We start from the raw sequence: 16,414 nt of genomic DNA, 5'->3' as shown, positions 1-16,414 counted from the left end.
CCACCCCGGCATCTCCAGGGCTTCGACCTTCGCCCACAGCTGCGGTAGCCGGTGGACCAGGTCGAGGGCGTCGGCGATCAGGGAGAACCCGGCAGCACGCGAGATCCCGGCCGATGCGGCGAGCTCCTCGACCGCGAACAACGCGACATCAGGGGTGCCGTCACCGGAGATCTTGTCTTCGCAGTCGGTGGGGAACAGGGTTTCGTCACCGACGACTGCCTTCGGCTTGTCAGGTGTGGGTGGGTGCATGATCGCCCACTGGTAGGCCAGACGCAGTTTGCTGCGGATTGCCTTGAGTTCGACGACGCGGTTCTCAGCGAGGAAGCCGAGCAGGCTGCCAGCGTCAAGGTCGGTGACCTCGTAGGGCTGGTGGCGGGCGTCGATTTCGATCATGGAACCAGTCCAACATTTGGCTCCGACACAACCCGACGATCACGAACCCAACCTGTGGACAACCACCGCCAGGCGCTGCTGGGACGAGGTCTCGACAAGCTCGACCAACGATCCGGTGGGCGGGCGGTGGGGTCTCGACAAGCTCGACCAACGGCGGTGGGCAAGGTCTCGACAGGCTCGACCAACGGGGGCAGCGGGGTGGTCTCGACAAGCTCGACCAACGGAGTACAGGCTCGACCAACGGCGCGGCTCGACCTCCGGGGTGGGCGGGCGAGGGTGGTCTCGACAGGCTCGACCAACGAACCGGGCTCGACCTCCGGGGTGCGCGGGGTCTCGACGGGCTCGACCAACGAACCGGGCTCGACCTCCGGGGTGCGCGGGGTCTCGACAGGCTCGACCAACGGCGCGGCTCGACTTCCGGCGGGGTGGGGTGGTCACACGGGGACGGCGAGTTTGAGGGTGTAGCCCTTCTCGATGGAGCCGGTCAGCTTCGCCATCTGGAGCGCGTGGCCGTCGCTGAAGACGTTGTCGCTGGCGAGGGTGATCCGACTGAACGTGTCCTGCGAGCCCTCATAGCCTTCGGCGTTGTCGAAGACTTCGGTGCAGACGTCTTCCGGGAAGGCGATCTGCGAGGTACGCAGTTTGTCGGAGGCGGTGGTCGCTGCGTCGAGGGAGGGATAGACCTCGAAGTGGATGTGGGGCCAGCGGCCCTCGTAGCAGGCAGGGAAGATACTGGTGAAGGTGCAGGACCCGTCCTTCGCCACCTCTTGGACGCCGCGGAGGTAGTTCTCCTCGGTGACACCTTGGGAGTAGAGCGAGTACAAACCTTCGCGGTCGCACTGCCAGATGTAGACGGCCGCCCCTCGAACGGCACCATCTCGTCACCGTCGTGGTCATACACCTTGAGTCTCACCGTCAGAGGCACGCCTGCAGCGACACCACTGGCGGCACCGAAGCTGCTGCGGATGTCGCTGCGCACGATGCCCGACTCCGTGAGCACGTTGACGCCGTTGGTGCCGTCGGCCGGGTAGGGCCCGTTGGTCTCCTCGGGGATGTCGCCCTCGTCGACACCGTCCTGGCTCACTGCTCCGGGAGCCCCGCCCGGGCCGCCGGGTCGTGAACCACCGGGCCCACCGCTGGGGGGACCGTCCGAGCTGATGGTCCTGCTGCTGTCGTCCCCACCGCAGGCAGCCAGCGTCGCCAACGCGGCGCCGCCCCCGATGAGGCCGAGCAGACCGCGGCGGGCGAGCGGGCGACGTACCATCCCGGCCTCCTGCATCGTGGGCAGGTCGTGCGCGAAGCCTTCGCGGTGTTCGTCGTGGTCGTGCGCCATGGGGGAGTCCTTCCGTCGTCAACTGGAGGGAGTCCACCAAGCACAGCAGAAGGAGCACTGTGTCCGACCTGTGTGTCACCTGTGAATCCGGGCGGATGACCCAGACAATGGGCGGCGTCACGAACTCACGAGGAGCACGCATGGCCATCGTCATCAACCACGATCTCGAGATCGAGGCACCCGCTGCCACCGTGTGGCAGGTGCTGACCGACTTCGACGCCTACGGCACGTGGAACCCGTTCGCCCGCAAGGCGCGGTGCGACCTGCGCCCGGGCGGGACCATCGACATGCAGGTGGTGCTGGTCGGCCAGAGACCGATGCGTCAGCGCGAGTTCATCAACTCGGTCGACCCGGGCAGGGGCTTCAGCTATTCGATGAAGCCGGCACCGGGCGGGTTGCTGCGGAGCAGGCGCGACCAGGAGGTCGTCGATCTCGGGGACGGTCGCAGCCGCTACACCTCGCGCTTCCGCATCGAGGGCCCACTCGCGCCGGTCGTCTCCATCCTCCTCGGCCGGGCGCTGCGGCGAGGGTTCGACGGCAACGTCGCCGGTCTCAAGGAGCGCGCAGAGAGTCTTTGAGCAGGGTCGCGGCCTCCTCGGCAATGACGCGGTGGAAGGCGGGGCCGGGGTGGAAGCCATCGCTCGCGAACGCTTCGACGTCGGCCGGCAGGTCGAACCACAGGCGGTGCACCCGTGGCCGCTCGGCCACGACCGCGGCTGAGACCTCGCGGAGCCGAGCGGCTCGGGCGCCGAAGATCTCGGCCAACGGGCTGGGCAGGGCGGGGAACTGCTCCATCGGGGGTACGTCGAGGAGCAGCACCGCGGCCTGCGGCGCGTCCCGGAGGACGTGGTCGAGCAACGAGGTGAGCTCCCGACGCCACCGGGCGAGGGTGTGCAGGTCCTTGGTGTCGTTGACGCCGACAGAGATCAGCACCACGTCTGCTGCCTCGAGGTCGACGGTGTGGAGCAACTCGAGCACCCCACCCGCAGCCAGTCCGGTCCGTGCGTGCACGCTCCACTCGACACGAGCCCCAGCCGTTGCGAGCAGGTCGGCGAGGTGGCCTGCGACGGTCTCCGCGTGCCCGGGCACGCCGACGCCGGCGGCGAGGCTGTCGCCGACCACCATCAGGCGCACGGGCTGGCCCGAGCCGACGACTCCTCGCGGCTCACGCGCCTCGGCCAGCCGGGGCGTCGTACGCCGCACCTTGAGTCCCTGCGCAACGATCACCGGGAGCCACACCCACAGCGGGAGACGTTGCGTCAGCACGCCGATCGGAGGGATCACCGGTCGACCGTCATGGATTCGCTGCCACGCGCGTGTGCGGCGGCGTGAAGTGCGTGCATGCCTCGTTCCCATCTCTGTCGGACCGATCCCTTGTCGCAGCATGCCGCAGCGAGCAGGTGGCGTCGAGTGCCGCAACGCTCAGGTGGGGAGCGCCGGAAGCGCGACCTCGAAGAGCCACGCCTCGAAGAAGGCCGCGAGGTCGTGGCCCGTCACGGCTTCGGCATGCGCGACGAAGTCGACGGTCGTGACGTTGCCGCCCGCATGATCCGCGACCCAGGTGCGCAGCACCTCGAAGAACAGCTCGTCCCCGACAGTCGTCCGCAGCGCATGGAGCGTGAGCGCGCCACGCTTGTAGACGCGGTCGTCGAACATCAACTCCGGCCCGGGATCGCCCAGCACCAGTGGCGGCCCGTGGTCGCCGGTGACCTTCGCGTGGTGGTGGGCGGCGCGGTCGGCCACCGACTGCACCCCGGACTCCTCCGACCACAGCCACTCGGCATAGCAGGCGAATCCCTCGTGCAGCCAGATGTCACGCCACGCGCGCAGCGTGACGGCATTGCCGAACCACTGGTGGGCGAGCTCATGGGCGACGAGGCGGATGCAGCCCCAGTCGTCCTCCATGAAGTTGCGCCCGAAGGTCGACAACGCCTGTGACTCGAGGGGAATCTCCAACTCGTCGTCGGTGATCACGGCGGTGTAGGAGTCGAAGGGATAGGGCCCGAAGCGTTCGGAGAAGAAGGCCACCATCCGCGGTTGGTCTCCGAAGGCACCCTGGAAGCCGTCGCGGGGGCGGTCGACCGGCGCCACCACGCGCACCGGAACCGGGGAGGTCGCCTGTTCCAGCACCTCGTAGCGCCCGATCTGCACGGTCGCCAGGTAGGTCGGCATCGGGTGGCGCATCTCGTAGTGCCAGGTGGTGGACGAACCGGCTCGGCGCTTGCCGAGCAGCTCGCCGGAGATCGCCACGTGGTAGTCGTTGGGCGCAGCGAGCCGGACCGTGTAGGTCGCCTTGTCGTCCGGCCGGTCGTTGCACGGGAACCAGGTCGGGGCACCGTGCGGCTGAGCGGCCACGATGACGCCGTCCTCCAGCTCCTCCCAGCCCGCCGTGTCGAAGTGCTTCGACGGCGTCGGGCGGGGAGTGCCGGCGTACCGGACCCGCAGGGTGAAGTCGGTGCCGGCCTGGAGCTGGCGCCCCAGGGTCACCTTGAGCCGCTCACCGCGATGGGTGAACCGCACGGTGCGGCCGTCGACGAACACCTTGCTCGGTCGCAGCCCCGCGAGGTCTACCTCCATCGCACTGATGTCGGCACGAGCCTGGCAACTCAGCGTCGCGTCTCCGTCCAGCCGGTTTCCGATCAGCTTGTAGCCGAGGTCGAGGTCGTAGTGGGAGACCGTCCAGGACACATCCCCGTGGCCGGGGAGATAGGGGTCCGTGCCGGTCCGACTCACTCTTCCTCTTCCTGCCAGGGGCCGATGGGGTTGCCGATCCACCGCGTCCGCGAGGGTACGCTCTCGCCCCGCATCACCAGCGAGACGGGACCCACGGTGGCATGGCGGCCGATGGTCGATGCCGGCAGGATCACGCTGTTGGGCCCGAGCGTGGCGCCGGCGTGCAGCGCAACGGCATCCATGCTCAGGACCCGGTCGTGGAAGAGGTGCGTCTGGACGACGCAGCCACGGTTGACGCACGCGCCGTCGCCGAACTCGACCAGGTCGGTCTCCGGCAGCCAGTAGGTGTCGCACCAGACCCCGACGCCGATCTTGGCGCCCATCGAGCGCAGCCAGGCGTTGAGCGCCGGCGTCCCGGCCGCAACCTGCGCGAACCACGGGGCCGCGAGCATCTCGGTGAAGGTGTCGGCCAACTCGTTGCGCCACACGAAGGAGGTCCACAGCTCCTTCTCGCCGGCCTGGTGGCGGCCGACCAGGGCCCACTTCGCGAGGGTGGTGACGAGCGCGGCGCCGATGCCTGCGAGCGCCAGGACCGGACCCGCGAGGAGCACGGCGAGCAGCACCGACCGGTCGAGCAGTGCCAACAGGACGGCGCCCACCGCGACAGGCAACAGGCAGGCGGCGACGAGCGGCACCGCACGGCAGAGCTCGACCAGCGCCCGGAACACCCGCAGCCGAGCCGGGGGTCATAGGTGCGGGTGCTGTCCTGCGCCGCAGCGGCCCGCTGCAGCACCCGGGGCGGTGACCCCAGCCAGGACTGACCCGACTTGGCCGCGGTGCGCCGGGGCGCCGCGGAGAGTACGGCGACCAACGACTCCTTCCGCACCCTGCGGCCGGGAGCGAAGCATCCCGGAGTTGCCGACGAATGCCCGTTTGCCGACCTTGACCCGCTCCACGCGGATCCAGCCCTCCCCGAGCTCGTAGGAGCCGATCAGGGTGTCGTCGGCGAGGAAGGCGTGGTCGTTGACCTGCACCAGCTTGGGGATGAGCAGCACGGTGGATGCCTCGACGCCGCGGCCGACCTTTGCCCCGAGCAGTCGCAGCCACATCGGTGTGAAGGCGCTCGAATAGATCGGGAAGAGCCAGTCGCGGGCTTCGTCGAGCAGCCGCACCGTGCCCCAGATCGCCAGACCGGTCATCGAACGCACCGGGTGGTGGCCCGGCTGGATCGCCAACGCCAGCAGGCGGGTGAGGCCCAGCACCAGCAGACACAGCACCGCGAAGCCGACCAACGCGGCGACAGGCAGCCACGGCAGTGCTGTGGAGGCAGCGTCGCCGAGTGACGAGCTGTCGCCGATCGCGGGCCAGAGCACTCCGAGACCGGTGAGGCCGGCGATCGCAGGGAGGGCGGCGATGAGCACCGACAGCACCGCATAGCCCACCAAAGGGCCGCGCGGCGACGGCGCGGGCTCGTCGCTCCACGGACCTCGCGCCGTACCCGTGTGCTCGGCGGGGGAACCTGACCAGATCTCGTCGGCCGGCACCGTGCCGACCACGTGGGAGCCGGGGGTGATCTCGGCGGCATTGCCGACGACGACACCAGGTCCGAGCGTTGACCGAGCACCGATGGTGGCCCGGTTGCCGATCCGGATCTCGCCGACGTGGAGCACATCGCCGTCGAGCCAGTGGCCCTGCAGGTCGACCTCGTTCTCGACCGATGCGTCCTGGCCGACGCTGAGCATCCCGGTGATCGGCGGCAGCGTGTGGAGGTCGGTGCCCTTGCCGATGTCGGCGCCGAGCAGCCGTGCGTAGTGCGGGAACCACACCGCGCCGGAGAGCCCCGTGGCGAGCAGCTCGTGCTGGATGCGTTCGGCGAGCCAGATCCGCAGGTGCACCTTGCCGCCGCGGGGGTGGGCACCGGGCGTGACGCCGCGCAGCGCCACCCGCGCGAGCCCGGCCGCCAGCACCATGCGTCCCGGCGGGACGATGAAGAACCAGGTGGTCAGCACCAGCAGCCAGATCGGGAAGGTCGGCAGCCAGCCGGGCCCGAACGACGCGATCACGCTGGAGCCGAGCATCAGCCACGACAACCAGCGCATCCCGGCGAGCGCGCGCAGCGGCACCAGCGCAGCGACCTGGCCGACCTGGGTCTTGAGCGGGATCGGTCGCACCCTGCGGTTGCTCTTCACCGCGTTGCCCGACCCTGCCTCGTCCAACCACGCAGCCAACGCCGCGACGGTCGAGTTGGCATAGAGGTCGCCGACCGTCGTCTCGGGAAGCGCTCCCGGAGCCGCCCGACCACCTGGGCAGCGGTCAGCGAGCCGCCACCGAAGTCGAAGAAGTCGTCGCTGCCGCTGGCCACCTCCGCGCCGAGTACGTCGGCCCACAGCTCCGCGATCCACGTTGCGGTGTCGCCGAGCTCGGCAGCCGCGCCGGAAGCAGGGTCGGCCCGGAGGGGCCACGGCAGCGCGTCGCGGTCCACCTTGCCTGAGGTGCGCGTCGGCATGTCGTCGACGACGGCCAGCCGAGGCACCAGGGCGGCCGGCATGCGTTCGCGCAGCAGGTCGCGTGCGGAGGCGGCGTCGTACGCCTCGTCGACGGTGACGTAGCCGACGAGCAGCTTGTTGCCGGCCGCAGTGGTGCGCACGGCGGCCGCCGCGGCGACGACGCCGGGGACCTGGAGGAGGTTGCCGTCGATCTCGCCGAGCTCGATGCGGCGCCCGCCGAGCTTGATCTGGTCGTCGGCACGGCCGGCGAAGACGAGGCCCGCGGGGTCGTTGCGCACCACATCGCCGGAGCGGTAGGCGCGCTCCCAACCGAGGGTCGGCATGGGCGCATACTTCTCGGCATCCATGGCCGGGTCGAGATAGCGGGCCAGGCCGACGCCGCCGATGATCAGCTCGCCCGACTCGCCCTCGGCCACCGGGCGGCCCTCGGCATCGACGACGGCGAGGTCCCAACCGTCGAGTGGCAGACCGATGCGGACAGGGTCGCTGCCGTCGAGGATCGTGCCGCAGGCGACGACCGTGGCCTCCGTGGGTCCGTAGGTGTTCCACACCTCGCGGCCGGGTGCCTGCAGCCGGGCGGCCAACTCGGCCGGGCAGGCCTCGCCACCCATGATCAGCAGCCGCACCCGGTCCAGGGACGACGGCGGCCAGAGTGCCACCAGGGTCGGGACCGTGGAGACGACGGTGATCTCGTTGGCGACCAACCAGGGGCCCACGTCGACGCCCGAGCGCACCAAGGAGCGGGGAGCGGGCACCAGGCACGCGCCGTACGCCCAGGCCAGCCACATCTCCTCACAGCTGGCGTCGAAGGCGACCGACAGGCCAGCCATCACCCGGTCGCCGGGGCCGATCGGGTCGGCCTGGAGGAACATCCGTGACTCGGCGTCGACGAAGGCGGCAGCGTTGCGGTGGCTGACCGCCACGCCCTTGGGGGTCCCGGTGGAGCCGGAGGTGAAGATGACCCACGCATCGTCCCCGGGCACGACGTCGCGCCGGGCGAGCGCGGTGCGCCCGGCCACCGGTTTGAGCACGAGGTCGTTGCCGAGCACGGCGACGGCGCCGGACTCGTGGAAGACCACCCGGGCTCGCTCGTCCGGGTCGTCGGCGTCGACGGGCACGTAGGCAGCGCCGGCCAGCAGGATGCCGAGGATCGCCACGTAGAGGTCGGTGGTGCCCGACTTGATGCGTACGCCGACCTTGTCGCCCGGTCCGACGCCTTCGGCGGCGAGCCGTTCGGCGACTTCGGTGGCTGCCTCGTGGAGCTCGTCGTAGGTGAGCGTGCGCAGTCCGCTGTCGACTGCCGGGGCGTCGGGGTGGGCGGCGACCGTGGCGGCGAAGATGTCGACCAACGAGCGGGGATCCGGAGCCCGGTCGCCGGCGGTCAGTGTCGGCAGCAAGGTCGGTCCGGAGGTCGAGGATGGCGCAGTCACGTGCGGATGGTGGTCGAGCAAGGTGAACGGAAGGCAAAGAATCCCGCCCCTCGGGCCCGACCTCGCCGCACCCCTGAGACGCAGGTCACTGGGCAAGGGGTGAGACAGTCTGTGCCCGGCATGCGAACACGTGGTTACGATCCCGCGATGGGTTCCGGGCGGGGCCTGAGCTGATTCGACCCCACCGGGACAGACTTGGCGCACACTCCGCCCAGGCCTCCACCGAGGAAACGGAGTAGTAGTGATCATCGGAGTCATCAGGGAGCAGAGCCCTGGCGAGACACGAGTAGCCGCGACCCCTGCAACCGTGACACAACTGACCAAGCTCGGCTACGAGCTGGTTGTGGAGACGGGCGCGGGCGAGCTGTCCAGCTTCAGCGACGAGGCATACGTCGAAGCCGGTGCCACCATCGGTGACGCGCTTGCTGCCGACATCGTCCTGAGCGTCAACACGCCCCTGAGTGCGCAGCTCGACCAGCTGCGTGAGGGCGCCACGCTCATCGGCATTCTCAACGCTCGGACCGACGAGGCCGCGGTCGCGGACCTGACGTCACGCCCGATCACGGCCATGTCGATGGACGCCGTGCCGCGCATCAGCCGCGCCCAGTCGATGGACGTGCTGAGCTCGATGGCCAACATCGCCGGCTACCGCGCCGTCGTCGAGGCCTCCCACGTCTTCGGCCGCTTCTTCACCGGCCAGGTCACCGCCGCAGGCAAGGTCCCGCCGGCGCAGATCCTGGTTGCCGGCGCAGGTGTGGCCGGTCTGGCCGCCATTGGTGCCGCGGGTGCGATGGGTGCCGTCGTCAAGGCCACCGACCCGCGTCCCGAGGTCGCCGACCAGGTGATGTCCCTCGGCGGTGAATACCTCGCGGTCGAGTCGGCCGAGGTCGAGGTCTCCGCCACCGGCTACGCCAAGGAGATGTCGGACGACTACAACACCCGCGCTGCCGCGCTCTATGCGAAGACGGTGCCCAGCACCGACATCGTGATCACCACTGCGCTGATCCCGGGCCGTCCCGCGCCCGTGCTGCTGACCGCCGAGATGGTTGCCTCGATGAAGGCCGGCTCGGTCATCGTCGACATGGCCGCCGGCAGCGGCGGCAACGTCGAGGGTTCGGTCGCCGGTGAGGTCGTCGTCACCGCCAACGGTGTCACGATCATCGGCTACACCGACCTCGCCGGCCGACTGCCGGCCCAGGCCTCGCAGCTCTACGGCACCAACTTGGTCAACCTGCTCAAGCTGATGACTCCGGAGAAGGACGGCCAGCTCGTCCTCGACTTCGAGGACGTCATCCAGCGTTCCATCACCGTGGTCCGCAACGGCGAGTCCACCTGGCCGGCCCCGCCGGTGCAGGTGTCGGCCGCGCCTGCTGCCGCTCCCGCGGCGGAGGTGCCGGTCAAGGAGCCGAAGAAGCCGCTCAGCGCCGCTGCCAAGCTCGGTGGCGTGCTCGTGGCGGGCCTGCTGCTCGGTCTCCTGGTTGCGGCCTCGCCGGCCGTGCTGCAGGGACAACTGGTCATCTTCGCCCTGGCGATCGTGATCGGCTACTACGTGATCACCGGTGTGCACCACGCGCTGCACACCCCGCTCATGTCCGTGACCAACGCGATCTCCGGCATCATCGTCGTCGGTGCGTTGCTGCAGGTCGGACACGACGGCAACCTGGTCACCATTCTCGCGGCCGCAGGAATCCTGCTGGCCTCCATCAACATCTTCGGCGGCTTTGCGGTGACTCAGCGCATGCTGTCGATGTTCTCCCGATCCTGAGGCAGGCTGACCATGGACATCGTTTCTGTATCCTTCGCGGCCTACCTCGTAGCAGGTCTGCTCTTCATCCTCGCGCTGGCGGGACTCTCCAAGCACGAGTCCGCCCGGGTGGGCAACATGTTCGGTATCGCGGGTATGGCCATCGCCCTGCTCGCCACCATCGCTCTCGCCTTCGACGGTGACCCCTCGGGCCTCGGCATCGGCCTCATGATCGGTGCCATCGTCATCGGTGCACTGATCGGCCTGCAGCGGGCCAAGGTCGTCGAGATGACCGGCATGCCCGAACTCATCGCACTGCTGCACTCCTTCGTGGGTGCCGCCGCCGTGCTGGTCGGCTGGAACGCCTACCTGCACGCCGAGTACAAGGGTGACGGCAGCGCCCAGGTGCAACAGCTCAAGGCCCTCGACATGCTGGGCATCCACTCCGCCGAGGTCTTCATCGGCGTGTTCGTTGGTGCAGTCACCCTCACCGGTTCCGTCGTGGCCTATCTGAAGCTGTCGGCCAAGATGAAGTCTGCTCCGCTGGTCCTTCCGGGCAAGAACCTCATCAACCTCGGTTCGCTGGTCCTCTTCGTGGCGCTGACCGTCTGGTTCGTCGTCGACCCGCAGCTGTGGCTGATCATCGTCGTCACGGTCCTGGCGCTCGCGCTGGGTTGGCACCTCGTCGCCTCCATCGGTGGCGGTGACATGCCGGTCGTCGTGTCGATGCTCAACAGCTACTCGGGTTGGGCAGCGGCTGCGTCGGGCTTCCTGCTCGGCAACAACCTGCTCATCATCACCGGTGCCTTGGTTGGTTCCTCGGGTGCCTTCCTCTCCTACGTGATGTGCAAGGCGATGAACCGTTCCTTCATCTCCGTCATCGCCGGTGGCTTCGGCATCGAGGCCGGCCCGGCGGAGGACAAGGACTACGGCGAGCACCGCGAGGTCACCGCCGACGGTGTCGCCGAGATGCTCAACGGCGCCAGCTCCGTGATCATCACCCCGGGTTACGGCATGGCCGTCGCCCAGGCGCAGTACGGCGTCGCTCAGCTCACCAGCAAGCTGCGGGAGAAGGGGGTCGAGGTCCGCTTCGGCATCCACCCCGTGGCGGGTCGTCTGCCCGGCCACATGAACGTGTTGCTGGCGGAGGCCAAGGTGCCCTACGACGTCGTGCTCGAGATGGACGAGATCAACGAGGACTTCTCCGACACCGACGTCGTCCTGGTCATCGGTGCCAACGACACCGTCAACCCGGCCGCCTCGGAGGACCCGACCAGCCCGATCGCCGGCATGCCGGTGCTCACGGTGTGGGAGTCCAAGAACGTCGTGGTCTTCAAGCGCTCGATGGCGTCCGGCTACGCCGGTGTGCAGAACCCGCTGTTCTTCCGCGAGAACTCGGCGATGCTCTTCGGTGACGCCAAGGACCGCGTGGAGGACATCCTCCGCGCACTCTGAGTCACCAGCTCCAACCGCAGGCCCGACCCGGCATCCGCTGGGCCGGGCCTGCGGCGTTCCCGGCCACGGTGAGGTCGTGCACTGGCTAAGCCCGGATCCACCGATGAACTTGGTCTGGTGAGCGCGCCGTAAACGAGAATGCCCTTGTGTAGCGGGAGAATCGGAGTTCTTGAGGCAACGATTCGACCGAACACAAGGGACATCTCTGAGGTGAAACTCTCTCACACGTCGCGGGCGACGTCGGCGGTCTTCGATGATCCGAATCTCGTGTCGGCCGGTGGTCTGGTTCCGGTGCTCGCGTTGGCCGAGTCCGCTGGGCTGCGTGATCTGGCGGATCAGCACTTGACGGTGCCGGGCGACAAGGGCGCGAACGCCGGGTTGAAGGTCGCCTCGCTGGTCGGTGGGATGGTCGCTGGTGCCGATTCGATCGATGACATGGCGCTGTTGCGTCACGGCGGCATGGGGAGGGTATTCGCCCGCGCCTACGCGCCTTCGACGTTGGGTTCCTTCCTGCGGGCGTTCACCTTCGGGCACGTGCGTCAGCTCGACGCGATCGCGTCGAGGTTCCTCATCGCGCTGGCAGGACTCACCGAGCTGTTGCGTCCGTCAGCCGAGGTGAGCCCGGATGCAGACGCGAGTGCTGACTACGCGTTGCTCGATGTCGACGACACGATCATCGAGGTCCATGGCCACGCCAAGCAGGGCGCCGGGTTCGGCTACTCAGGTGTCCGTGGCCTCAACGCCCTGCTCGCCACCCTCACCATCGCCGGCGCCGTCCCGGTGATCGTGGCCCAACGGCTCCGCAAGGGCTCGACTGGGTCACCACGCGGTGCGAAGCGACTGGTCGGCGATGCGGTGCGGACCGCCCGACGACTGCTCGACAAGTCCCACCCGGTCCTAGTGCGGATGGATTCGGCGTTCTACGGCCGCGGACCAGTTCACGCCGCCCTCAAGGGTGGGGCCGCGGTGTCGGTGACCGTGCGGATGGACAAGCGGGTCAAGGCCGCCATCGCCACCATCGACGACGATGCGTGGACCACCATCGAGTACACCGATGCCGTCTTCGACGAAGCCAGTGGCCGGTGGGTCTCACGGGCCGAGGTCGCCGAGATCGGTTTCACCGCGTTTGCCGCCCAGAAGAAGACCGACCACGTGCCGGGCCGGCTGGTGGTCCGGCGGATCCCGGACTTCAACGCCGAGAAGAACAAGGCAGCCGGCCAAGACACCCTGTTCGACACCTGGCGGTTCCATGCGTTCTTCACCACCACCGACGCCGACGTGCTCGACACCGTCGCCGCCGATGCGATCCACCGCCATCACGCGGTCATCGAGCAGGTCCACGCTGACCTCAAACACGCAGCGTTGGCGCACCTGCCGTCCGGGGTGTTCACTGCCAACGCGGCCTGGTTGGTGCTCGCCGTGATGGCGTTCAACCTCACCCGAGCCGCCGCCAGCCTCACCGACCCGCAGATCGCGAAGGCCACCACCGCCACGATCCGTCGCAAGCTGATCACCGTGCCAGCACGGGTCGCGACCTCAGCACGACGGGTCACTCTGCATCTGCCACAAGCCTGGCCCTGGGAGACCGCCTGGACTGCCTTGTTTGACCGAGTCAGCGACCCGCCACCCGCCCTCGCGGCCTGACCAACCAGCAGCCACAGCTGCGCGACGAGGAACAACGTGGAACACCCCGGACAGTGAGGTCCGGCAGATCATCGCGCCCCGGCGCCCCCACCCGGCGACGACCACCATCACCTCATCCCGGCCATGCCGATCGGTGGATCCGGGCTAAGGTGGCCCCATGCATGAGTTGGCGATTGCGGCGGCGTTCGTGTGGTTGGGGATGGTGCTCGCGATCTCCTTCATCGAAGCGCCCATCAAGTTCCGGGCGCCGGGGGTCACGATCCCGCTCGGGCTCGGCATCGGTCGCCTCGTCTTCAAGGCCCTCAACAGCTGCGAGATCGTGCTCGCCGTCTGCCTCGTGCTCGGCTCCTTCGCAGCAGCAGCCTCCGAGGCCGCGCGCATCAGCGTGGTCGTCGCGGTGGTCATGCTCGTGGTGCAGCTGCTCGCCGTGCGCCCCGCACTGAGCCGGCGCACGGATGCCGTGCTGGCCAATCCCGATGCCGTGAAGGGTCCCGATTCCAGGGCGCACCTCTGGTACATCGGCCTCGAAGTGGTCAAGACGGTCGCGCTGATCACCGGCGGTGTCTTCCTCCTGCTTCCGGTCACCGTGTTGTGACGAGGCGCCACAAAACGGTGACGTAGCCTCGTTCCGTGACTGAGGGCGAGCAGAGCAAGCCGAACGACTCGGCGACCGCCGAGCAGGAGGCAGGGGAGCGACCCGAGGAGGACTCCGCCCAGCAGGAGCCTGACCGGGAGGCGGAGGAACCGCACGACCACCACGAGTTGCTGGACCGGCTCCAGGCACGCCGGCTTGCGCAGCAGTTCGCCACCCAGTGGGCAAGCCTGCGCGCCGAACGACGCGCCGAGCCCTCTCCGCTGCAGGGCGGTCCGTCCAACACCCGCAAGGCCCAGGTGCCCTGGGGGCTGGACCTGGCCGCAGCCTGGTCGTGGCGCCTGTTGATGATCGCCGTCGCGTTGCTCGCTCTGCTGTGGCTGTCCGCCTACTTCGTGGTCGTCACCATGCCGCTGGTGATCGCGATGCTCATTGCCGCGCTCACTGCTCCGATGGTGCGGTGGCTGCGCAAGATCGGCATTCCACGCAGCATCTCCGCACTGTTGGTGGTGATCGCCGGTGTTGGCAGCATCGGCGCCCTGCTCACCTTCGTGGGGCGCGAGATCGCCGACGACTACAGCGAGCTCTCTGTGCAGGTGGTCTCGGGCCTGCAGGAGATCCGCGACTGGCTGCGCGACGGACCGCTCCACGCCAGCGACTCCCAGATCAACGACTGGCTCGAACGAGCCCAGCAGGCGATCACCGAGCGGTCCAAGGACACCGATGTCGTCGGCCAGGTCACCGAGGTCGGTGCCGCGCTCGGACACCTCGTTGCCGGCTTCTTCATCGTGCTCTTCGCGACCTACTTCTTCTTGGCCGAGGGTGAACGGATCTGGTCCTGGGCGGTGCGCATGTTCCCGCGCAGTGCCCAGGAACGGGTCGACTCCTCCGGCCGGGTCGCCTGGGTCTCCCTCACCCACTTCGTACGGGCCACGGTGATCGTCGCCTTCGTGGACGCGGCCGGGATCATGGTCGTTGCGATCCTCCTCGACGTGCCCCTGGCGCTGCCGATCGGCGTGCTCGTCTTCCTGGGTGCCTTCATCCCGATGATCGGTGCGACCATCGCCGGCTCGGTCGCGGTGCTCGTGGCCCTGGTGGCGCAGGGGCCGTGGACCGCCGTGCTCATGCTGATCGGTGTGATCGCCGTGCAGCAGATCGAGGGCCACGTCCTGCAGCCGTTCCTGATGGGTCGCTGGGTCTCCGTGCACCCGCTTGCCGTGATCCTCGCGATCGCGTGCGGCGTCGTGGTCGCTGGTGTGGCTGGTGCGCTCGTGGCGGTGCCGCTGGTCGCGGTCGTCAATGCCGTGGTGCACCACCTCGCCTCCTTCGTCGAGGCGGTGGAGGAGGTCGACGACGCGGTGCACGACGCGTTGCAAGGACCACAACAGGGAGCGCAGGCGTGAGTGTCGACCTGGCCGCCATCCGCGCGGCGGAGGAGCTCCTCGAGGGCGTCGCCATCCGCACACCCATGGAGGAGTCGCGCTGGCTCTCCGGAGTCGTCGGGGGCCCGGTCCACCTGAAGTGCGAGAACCTGCAGCGCACCGGTTCCTTCAAGATCCGCGGTGCCTACACCCGCATCGCGGGGCTCACCGAGGAGGAGCGGGCGCGCGGGGTGGTCGCCGCCTCGGCCGGCAACCATGCCCAGGGCGTCGCGCTGGCCGCCAAGCTGCTCGGCTGCCGAGCCACCGTCTTCATGCCCGAGGGCGCGCCGATCCCCAAGGAGAAGGCCACCCGCGGTTACGGCGCCGACATCGTCTTCCACGGCCGCTACGTCGACGAGGCGCTCGTCGCCGCGCAGGAGTACGCCGACCGCGAAGGGGCCGTGCTCATCCACCCCTTCGACCACGAGGACATCGTGGCCGGTCAGGGCACGGCCGGGCTGGAGATCCTGGCGCAAGCACCCGACGTACGCACCGTTCTGGTACCGACCGGGGGCGGCGGGTTGCTGGCAGGCATCGCCATCGCGATCAAGGCGCTGCGCCCCGATGTCGAGGTCGTGGGAGTCCAGGCGGCTGCTGCCGCGGCCTATCCCGACTCCCTCGCCAGCGGCAGCCCGCAGGCACTGGCGCACATGGCAACCATCGCCGACGGCATCGCGGTCGGGCGGCCGGGCGACGTGCCGTTCGGCGCCGTGCAGGAACACGTCGACCGGATCGTGACCGTCTCCGAGGAATACACGTCGCGGGCACTGCTGTCACTGCTGGAGCGAGCGAAGCTCGTCGTGGAACCTGCCGGCGCGGTTGCCGTGGCGGCGCTGATGGAGCACCCCGGTGCGTTCGCCGCGCCTGCCGTGGCGGTGCTGTCGGGCGGCAACATCGACCCGCTGCTGCTCGGGAAGGTGATCCGACACGGCATGGCCGCGGCCGGCCGCTACCTCGCGCTCACCGTCTGCATCCCCGACGCTCCCGGCGGTCTGGCCAACCTGCTCGGGACCCTCGCCGGGCAGCAGGCCAACGTGCTCGACGTCGTCCACCAGCGCACCTCCCCTCGCTCACCCTCGACGAGGTCGAGGTCCACCTGCAGGTGGAGACGCGCAGCGACAGCCATGCCACCCAGGTCCTGGGCGCGTTGCGCGCCGAGGGCTACCGCGTCATCGAGTAGGAGCCGACCCGACCGGTGAGGGTCGTGGAAATGGCGGGAGCC

At 69.0% G+C, this 16,414-nt stretch carries 13 protein-coding genes and 1 pseudogene; 7 read left to right on the top strand and 7 right to left on the bottom strand.

Annotation, left to right across the window (positions count from 1 at the left end):
• Together L1066_RS22675 and L1066_RS22670 are read right to left on the bottom strand one after the other, a co-directional pair.
• Positions 1-393: pseudogene (locus tag L1066_RS22675) on the bottom strand (hypothetical protein); the annotation flags it as partial.
• 434 nt (positions 394-827) lie between these two features.
• On the bottom strand, positions 828-1,217 hold the full coding sequence (locus tag L1066_RS22670) for a peptidase associated/transthyretin-like domain-containing protein (RefSeq protein ID WP_235738645.1): 390 nt from the start codon (positions 1,215-1,217) through the stop codon (positions 828-830).
• Positions 1,218-1,866: 649 nt separating this feature from the next.
• Between L1066_RS22670 and L1066_RS22665 the strand changes: the two genes are divergently transcribed.
• Positions 1,867-2,304, top strand: coding sequence for an SRPBCC domain-containing protein (locus L1066_RS22665; RefSeq protein WP_235738644.1), 438 nt, complete (start codon positions 1,867-1,869; stop codon positions 2,302-2,304).
• On the opposite strand, the gene L1066_RS22660 is transcribed toward L1066_RS22665, so the two are convergent.
• From L1066_RS22660 to L1066_RS22640, 5 genes are all read right to left on the bottom strand, one after another.
• Positions 2,279-3,010 carry an SGNH/GDSL hydrolase family protein gene (locus L1066_RS22660; RefSeq protein ID WP_235738643.1) on the bottom strand — a complete coding sequence of 244 codons (732 nt, stop codon included), beginning with the start codon at positions 3,008-3,010 and terminating at the stop codon, positions 2,279-2,281. The two genes, L1066_RS22665 and L1066_RS22660, sit on opposite strands and share 26 nt — an antisense overlap.
• A 138-nt stretch (positions 3,011-3,148) precedes the next feature.
• On the bottom strand, positions 3,149-4,459 hold the full coding sequence (locus L1066_RS22655; RefSeq protein ID WP_235738642.1) for a M1 family metallopeptidase: 1,311 nt from the start codon (positions 4,457-4,459) through the stop codon (positions 3,149-3,151).
• A complete protein-coding gene (locus L1066_RS28130; RefSeq protein ID WP_235738641.1) occupies positions 4,456-5,127 on the bottom strand; it encodes a hypothetical protein in 672 nt (223 codons plus the stop codon). The genes L1066_RS22655 and L1066_RS28130 overlap by 4 nt, the downstream gene beginning before the upstream one ends.
• A gap of 18 nt (positions 5,128-5,145) precedes the next feature.
• Positions 5,146-6,627: a hypothetical protein gene (locus L1066_RS22645; protein WP_235738640.1), complete on the bottom strand. Its 1,482-nt coding sequence runs from the start codon at positions 6,625-6,627 to the stop codon at positions 5,146-5,148.
• Entirely contained in the window at positions 6,585-8,336 is a 1,752-nt protein-coding gene (locus L1066_RS22640) for a non-ribosomal peptide synthetase (RefSeq protein ID WP_235738639.1), read from the bottom strand. Before L1066_RS22640 ends, L1066_RS22645 begins: the two co-directional genes overlap by 43 nt.
• 241 nt (positions 8,337-8,577) lie before the next feature.
• Here L1066_RS22640 and L1066_RS22635 point away from each other — a divergent pair, with 241 nt between their 5' ends.
• From L1066_RS22635 to ilvA, 6 genes are all read left to right on the top strand, one after another.
• Entirely contained in the window at positions 8,578-10,101 is a 1,524-nt protein-coding gene (locus tag L1066_RS22635; protein ID WP_235738638.1) for a Re/Si-specific NAD(P)(+) transhydrogenase subunit alpha, read from the top strand.
• A 12-nt stretch (positions 10,102-10,113) separates the two neighbouring features.
• Positions 10,114-11,535 carry a Re/Si-specific NAD(P)(+) transhydrogenase subunit beta gene (gene pntB / locus L1066_RS22630; RefSeq protein WP_235738637.1) on the top strand — a complete coding sequence of 474 codons (1,422 nt, stop codon included), beginning with the start codon at positions 10,114-10,116 and terminating at the stop codon, positions 11,533-11,535.
• A 210-nt stretch (positions 11,536-11,745) separates the two neighbouring features.
• Complete coding sequence (locus tag L1066_RS22625; RefSeq protein ID WP_207082367.1) at positions 11,746-13,179, top strand: IS1380 family transposase; 1,434 nt, start codon at positions 11,746-11,748, stop codon at positions 13,177-13,179.
• A 157-nt stretch (positions 13,180-13,336) separates the two neighbouring features.
• Entirely contained in the window at positions 13,337-13,774 is a 438-nt protein-coding gene (locus L1066_RS22620) for a hypothetical protein (RefSeq protein WP_235738636.1), read from the top strand.
• A gap of 35 nt (positions 13,775-13,809) precedes the next feature.
• On the top strand, positions 13,810-15,174 hold the full coding sequence (locus L1066_RS22615) for an AI-2E family transporter (RefSeq protein WP_235738635.1): 1,365 nt from the start codon (positions 13,810-13,812) through the stop codon (positions 15,172-15,174).
• Positions 15,171-16,391 carry a threonine ammonia-lyase gene (gene ilvA, locus L1066_RS22610; protein WP_235738634.1) on the top strand — a complete coding sequence of 407 codons (1,221 nt, stop codon included), beginning with the start codon at positions 15,171-15,173 and terminating at the stop codon, positions 16,389-16,391. The genes L1066_RS22615 and ilvA overlap by 4 nt, the downstream gene beginning before the upstream one ends.
• Positions 16,392-16,414: the final 23 nt, after the last annotated feature.

The organism is Nocardioides alcanivorans (assembly GCF_021555175.1).
In the GTDB taxonomy this organism is placed as follows: domain Bacteria; phylum Actinomycetota; class Actinomycetes; order Propionibacteriales; family Nocardioidaceae; genus Nocardioides; species Nocardioides alcanivorans.
This window is presented reverse-complemented; position numbering and strand designations above follow the sequence as displayed.

What these genes read in the sequence shown, in the direction of transcription:
- L1066_RS22665 (WP_235738644.1), top strand. Translation starts at nt 1,867, where the DNA reads ATGGCCATCGTCATCAACCACGATCTCGAGATCGAGGCACCCGCTGCC.
- pntB (WP_235738637.1), top strand. Translation starts at nt 10,114, where the DNA reads ATGGACATCGTTTCTGTATCCTTCGCGGCCTACCTCGTAGCAGGTCTG.
- L1066_RS22620 (WP_235738636.1), top strand. Translation starts at nt 13,337, where the DNA reads ATGCATGAGTTGGCGATTGCGGCGGCGTTCGTGTGGTTGGGGATGGTG.